The 4630-nt window shown below is 67.4% G+C and carries 5 protein-coding genes; 1 reads left to right on the top strand and 4 read right to left on the bottom strand.

The window, feature by feature from the left end; genetic code table 11:
* From J7024_RS36350 to J7024_RS36340, 3 genes are all read right to left on the bottom strand, one after another.
* A partial coding sequence (locus J7024_RS36350) for an ureidoglycolate lyase (RefSeq protein WP_234745998.1) occupies window positions 1-184 on the bottom strand: 184 nt, incomplete at its 3' end.
* A gap of 14 nt (window positions 185-198) precedes the next feature.
* Window positions 199-1206 carry an allantoicase gene (gene alc / locus J7024_RS36345; RefSeq protein WP_124827155.1) on the bottom strand — a complete coding sequence of 336 codons (1008 nt, stop codon included), beginning with the start codon at window positions 1204-1206 and terminating at the stop codon, window positions 199-201.
* 104 nt (window positions 1207-1310) lie between these two features.
* A complete protein-coding gene (locus J7024_RS36340; RefSeq protein ID WP_124827156.1) occupies window positions 1311-2630 on the bottom strand; it encodes a C4-dicarboxylate transporter DctA in 1320 nt (439 codons plus the stop codon).
* 212 nt (window positions 2631-2842) lie between these two features.
* On the opposite strand from J7024_RS36340, the gene J7024_RS36335 reads away from it, so the two are divergent.
* On the top strand, window positions 2843-3565 hold the full coding sequence (locus J7024_RS36335; RefSeq protein WP_124827157.1) for a FadR/GntR family transcriptional regulator: 723 nt from the start codon (window positions 2843-2845) through the stop codon (window positions 3563-3565).
* A gap of 59 nt (window positions 3566-3624) precedes the next feature.
* On the opposite strand, the gene cynR is transcribed toward J7024_RS36335, so the two are convergent.
* Complete coding sequence (cynR, locus tag J7024_RS36330; protein ID WP_124827158.1) at window positions 3625-4515, bottom strand: transcriptional regulator CynR; 891 nt, start codon at window positions 4513-4515, stop codon at window positions 3625-3627.
* Window positions 4516-4630 lie beyond the last annotated feature (115 nt).

Here is a 4630-nt window from a genome sequence, read left to right as displayed (position 1 = left end):
ACATGCTGACGAGCGGCCGGCCGCCGTCCGCGCAGACGTCGATCGTCGCGAGATCGTGGAAACGCTCGGTCGTGCCGCCGTTGATCGGAAAATGCCGCGCGCCTTCGAGCGCGATCACGTCGCCGAACGGCGCGAACGCTTCGCGGGTCAGGCGCTCGACGCGCAGGATATGGGGTCCGCTCATGCCTTCGCCCTCCGTCAAGCCGGCTCGCCCCACAGACGCAGGCGCGACACGCCGCCGTCCGGGAAGATGTTGAAGCGCACGTGCGTGACGGGGCCGAGCGCCGCGAGCTGGTCGAACGTGTGCACGTGATCCATCTGCAGCTTCTGCTCGCCGAGCAGTTCGGCCCAGAACATCGCCTGCGTGACGAGCGAATCGTCGGTGCCGCCCGTGACGTGCGCGGCCTGCAGCGAACAGCGGTCGGGGAAGTTGCCCTTGAAGAACGCCGTATCGACCTCGACGCGCCGGATGATGCCCGGGCGCGCCAGCGCGACGATCGCCCAGTCGTTGCCGGGCTCGCGGCGGCGCCGCGTTTCCCAGCCGTCGCCCATATTCGCGCCCCGCCCCGGCATCAGCATCTGCGAGGCCGGCCCGAAATGCTGGTTGTTCGCCGCCACCAGATAACCGCCGTTCTCGATCGCCGCGAGATCGACGAGTTCGCCGGCCGGCACATGGCGCCAGTCGCGCTGCGGCTGGCCGTACACGCGCAGCCGCGCGAGCCCGCCGTCCGGATACAGGTTCACGCGCAGGTGCGTGACCGGCTGCGCATCGTCGACACTGACGTAGTGGTGCGAATTGCCCTGCAGCGTCGTCGCGGGGACGATCGTGCGCCATTCGGCGTCGTCCGGCGGCGTGTCGCCATCCGCCGCGCAGGCCTCGATCGACGCGGCCGGCGGGAAGTTGCCGGTGAAGTGGCTCGTGTCGAGATCGACGCCGTAAATCACGCCGGGCCGCGCAAGCCGGACCACGCAGAAGTCGTGGCCGGTGGTGCGCTTGCGACGCGTCTCCCAGCCGTCCATCCACTTGCCGTGGTCGTCGTACTTGCCGGGAATGAAGACGGCCGGCTCGGGATTGAGCATGCGCTCCTTCGGCGCGAAGAATTCGTCGCTGGCGAAGAGCGCCTGCGCGCCCAGGCGCGGATCGGCGAGGTTCATGTAGCGCCGCGTGAAGGCCGGCGCGTTCGGATCGAGGATGGGGGCTGCCATGTCGTCTCCACTATTTTGAGAAGCGCCGGCGCATCAGCACGCCGGTCGCACGAAATTCGTTCGCGCCGCGCGGCCAGGGGACGCCGCGCCGTGCGCAGTCGCGCTCAGAGCGCGTGTGCCTGATCGCCCGCGACCGGTGCGGCGGCGCCCGGCGCGTCGGCCACGTAGCGCAGCTCGCGGTTCAGCACGCGCTTCGCGCGGGCCCGGTCGATGTCGTGCTCCCACACCGCGACGACCACCGTCGCGACGCAGTTGCCGATCAGGTTGGTCACCGCGCGGGCAATGCCGACGAACCAGTCGACAGGCAGGATCAGCACGAGGCCGAGCACCGGAATCGCGGGGATCGCCGACAGCGTCGCCGCGAGGATCACGATCGCCGAGCCCGGAATCCCGTGCGCGCCCTTGGACGTGACGAGCGACACGAGCAGCACGACGATCAGGTCATGCGTCGACAGCGGCGTGTTGGTGGCCTGCGCGATGAACAGCACGGCGAGCGTCAGGTAGATCGAGAAGCCGTCGAGGTTGAACGAGTATCCGGTCGGAATCACGAGGCCGACCGTCGAATCCTTGATGCCCATGTATTCGAGCTTGCTCATCACCTGCGGCAGCACCGCGTCGGACGATGCCGTGCCGAGCACGATCGACAGTTCCTCGCGAAGGTAGCGGATCAGCTTGAATACCGAGAAGCCCGCGAGGCGCATCACCGTGCCGAGCACGACCGTGACGAACACGAAGCAGCTCAGGTAGAACACCGCGACGAGATAGCCGAGCTGCTTGAGCGATGCAACGCCGTACTTGCCGGTCGTGAACGCGATCGCGCCGAGCACGCCGAGCGGCGCGAGCTTGATGATGAAGCCGATGATGCGGAAGAACACGTGCGACAGTTCCTCGATCAGGCTGTTCACGCGTTGCGCCTTGTCGCCGAGCAGCGACAGCGCGGAGCCGAACAGCACCGCGAACACGAGGATCTGCAGGATGTCGCCCTTTGCGAACGCGTCGATCGCGGTCTCGGGAATGATCTTCATCAGGTAGCCGGCCGTGTCCTTCAGGCTTTCGGCATTCTTCGCATACGACGCGAGCGACGCCGCATCGAGCGAGCGCAGGTCGATGTTCATCCCGACGCCCGGGCGCGTGAGCCACGCGAGCACTAGCCCGATGCCGAGCGCGATCGTCGTCATCACCTCGAAGTAGACGACCGCCTTCAGGCCGACCCGGCCAACCTTCTTCAGGTCGCCCGCATTGGCCATCCCGCTGACCACGACGCAGAACACGATCGGGCCGATGACCATCTTGATGAGTTTCAGGAAGCCGTCGCCCAGCGGTCGCAGCGACTCGGCGAAATGCGGGAAGAACGCGCCGAGCGCGACCCCCAGTATCAATGCGACGACTACCCGGCCAAACAGCGAATTGAGGAATTTCGACACGGCGCTCTCCCGATCCAACGGTTGCAGTTTCGTCTGTTCATACTGGTAAGACCAGTGATGTTATGGTGGATAGTAGGAAGCCGATATAGTCGCGTCAAGGACGAATCAAATAGGGATTTCCCGCCCTTCGGCATGGGGTCTGAATGCACCGGATCGGGGCGGATCGTGGCTTTCCCGTAGGCCGCTCATGCACTGCCTGCGTGCGGATTACAATGCTGGTCAGACCGGCCATCGCTCACATCATGAAGAACGTTCCGCACACCGTGACCGACGCCGCCATCTCGACGATCCGCGACCGGATCGAGGCAGGCGTATATCCGGTCGGCAGCCTGCTGCCGGCCCAGCGGCAGCTCTCCGAGGAGCTGGAGATCAGCCGCGCGTCGCTGCGCGAGGCGCTGTCGACGCTCGAGGCGCTCGGGATGCTGCGCATCCGCGCCGGCAAGGGCGTCTATGTCGAAAGCGCGCAGGCGACGGCCGCCCACGCCTGGCGGTTCGCCGAGCAGTCGTCGCCGCCCGACACGTACCAGATGCGCTATGCGCTCGAGGGGTTTGCCGCGCGGATGGCGGCGCACGTCGTCAGCGACGACGACATCGCATGGTTCGAGAACAATCTCGCCGACCTGCACGTCGCGCTGACCGAGAGCGCGCTCGACGAGGCGTCGCGGCTCGATTTCGACTTCCACATGCGAATCATCCATCTCGCGGGCAACGCGGCGATCGAATCGGTACTGCGCAGCAGCGCGGACATCATGAAGGAAAGCCAGCGCATGCCGTTCTACCGGCGCGAGCTGCTGCTGTCGACATGGCACGAACACCGTGCGATCGTCGATGCGCTGATCGCCCGCGATGCGGCGGCCGCGGGCACTGCGATCGAGACGCACATTGCCAACGCCGCGCAGCGCGCGGGCATCTTCTTCCCGACGCCGCGCACCTGAGCGCCTGAGCACCGCCCATCCGCGCGGCTGGCGCCGCAACCGGTCGCCGGCCGTACCGGTCACCCCCCCGACGGATCGCGATACGCGAGCGCGCGCTCGATGAATGCACGCGCCGCGACGCTGCGGTACGCGCCCTTGCGCGTGAGCAGCGCGGCCGTGCGCGTCGGCAGCGGCGGATCGATCTCCAGCGCGCACAGATCGCCGCTCTCGCGTGCGACCGCATCGGGCAGCACCGTCGCGAGCCGCCCGCAGCGCACGAGTTCCAGCACCGCGCTGATCGTGTTCGTCTCGATCGCGATCTTCGGCTGCGCCCCCTGCTCGATGAAATACCGGTCGATGCTTTCGCGCGTCGCGAACGCGCGGCTCAGCAGCACCAGCGGCTCGCCGACGAGTTCGGCCGGACTCAGCGCGCGGCGACGGCGGGCCAGGCGATGCGTGCGGCCCGTCACGAGCGCGAGCGGCTCGTCCCACAACGGCAGCGCGTCAATGTCCGGCGCGCGCGGCGGCATGAACGCGAAGCCCGCGTCGAGCCGGTCGTCGGCCAGCAGCGCCTCGATGCGCTCCTGCGGCATCGCGTCGATCGTCAGCGCGACGTTCGGAAAATCCGCGTGGAACGCGTCGATCAGCGAGCCGCTCAGGTAGGCGGCGAAGGTCGGCATCATCGCGAGCCGCAGCGAACCGCTGCCGAGATCCGCAACGTCGTGCAGCGCGCGCTGGCCGGTATCGAGTTCGTGCAGCGCCGCGCGCGCGTGGCGCGCATAGACTTCGCCGAACTCGGTGAGCCGCACCGTGCGGCCCGAGCGGTCGAACAGCTGCACGCCGAGCATGTCCTCGAGCTGGCGCACCTGCTGCGACAGCGTCGGCTGCGACACATGCAGCGAGTCGGCCGCGCGCGTGAAGCTGCGCTGCTCGGCGACGGCCAGGAAATAGCGGATGTGGCGAAGTAGCATGCGCGGCTCATGTATTGGCTGTACCAATGAATACCATAGCAATCCAGTCTTGGACGCTATGATTCGATTCCCGCATCTCCACAACGACCGCGTAGCGCGAACCGGCCGCCAGCGG

The organism is Burkholderia sp. WTPI3 (assembly GCF_021483755.1).
In the GTDB taxonomy this organism is placed as follows: domain Bacteria; phylum Pseudomonadota; class Gammaproteobacteria; order Burkholderiales; family Burkholderiaceae; genus Burkholderia.
The sequence above is the reverse complement of the archived record's forward strand: the minus strand, read 5'-3'. Positions and strand labels throughout refer to the sequence as shown.

Excerpts from the sequence above, each read along its gene's own strand:
- cynR (WP_124827158.1), bottom strand. The coding sequence starts at position 4,515 with ATGCTACTTCGCCACATCCGCTATTTCCTGGCCGTCGCCGAGCAGCGC.
- J7024_RS36335 (WP_124827157.1), top strand. The coding sequence starts at position 2,843 with ATGCTGGTCAGACCGGCCATCGCTCACATCATGAAGAACGTTCCGCAC.
- alc (WP_124827155.1), bottom strand. The coding sequence starts at position 1,206 with ATGGCAGCCCCCATCCTCGATCCGAACGCGCCGGCCTTCACGCGGCGC.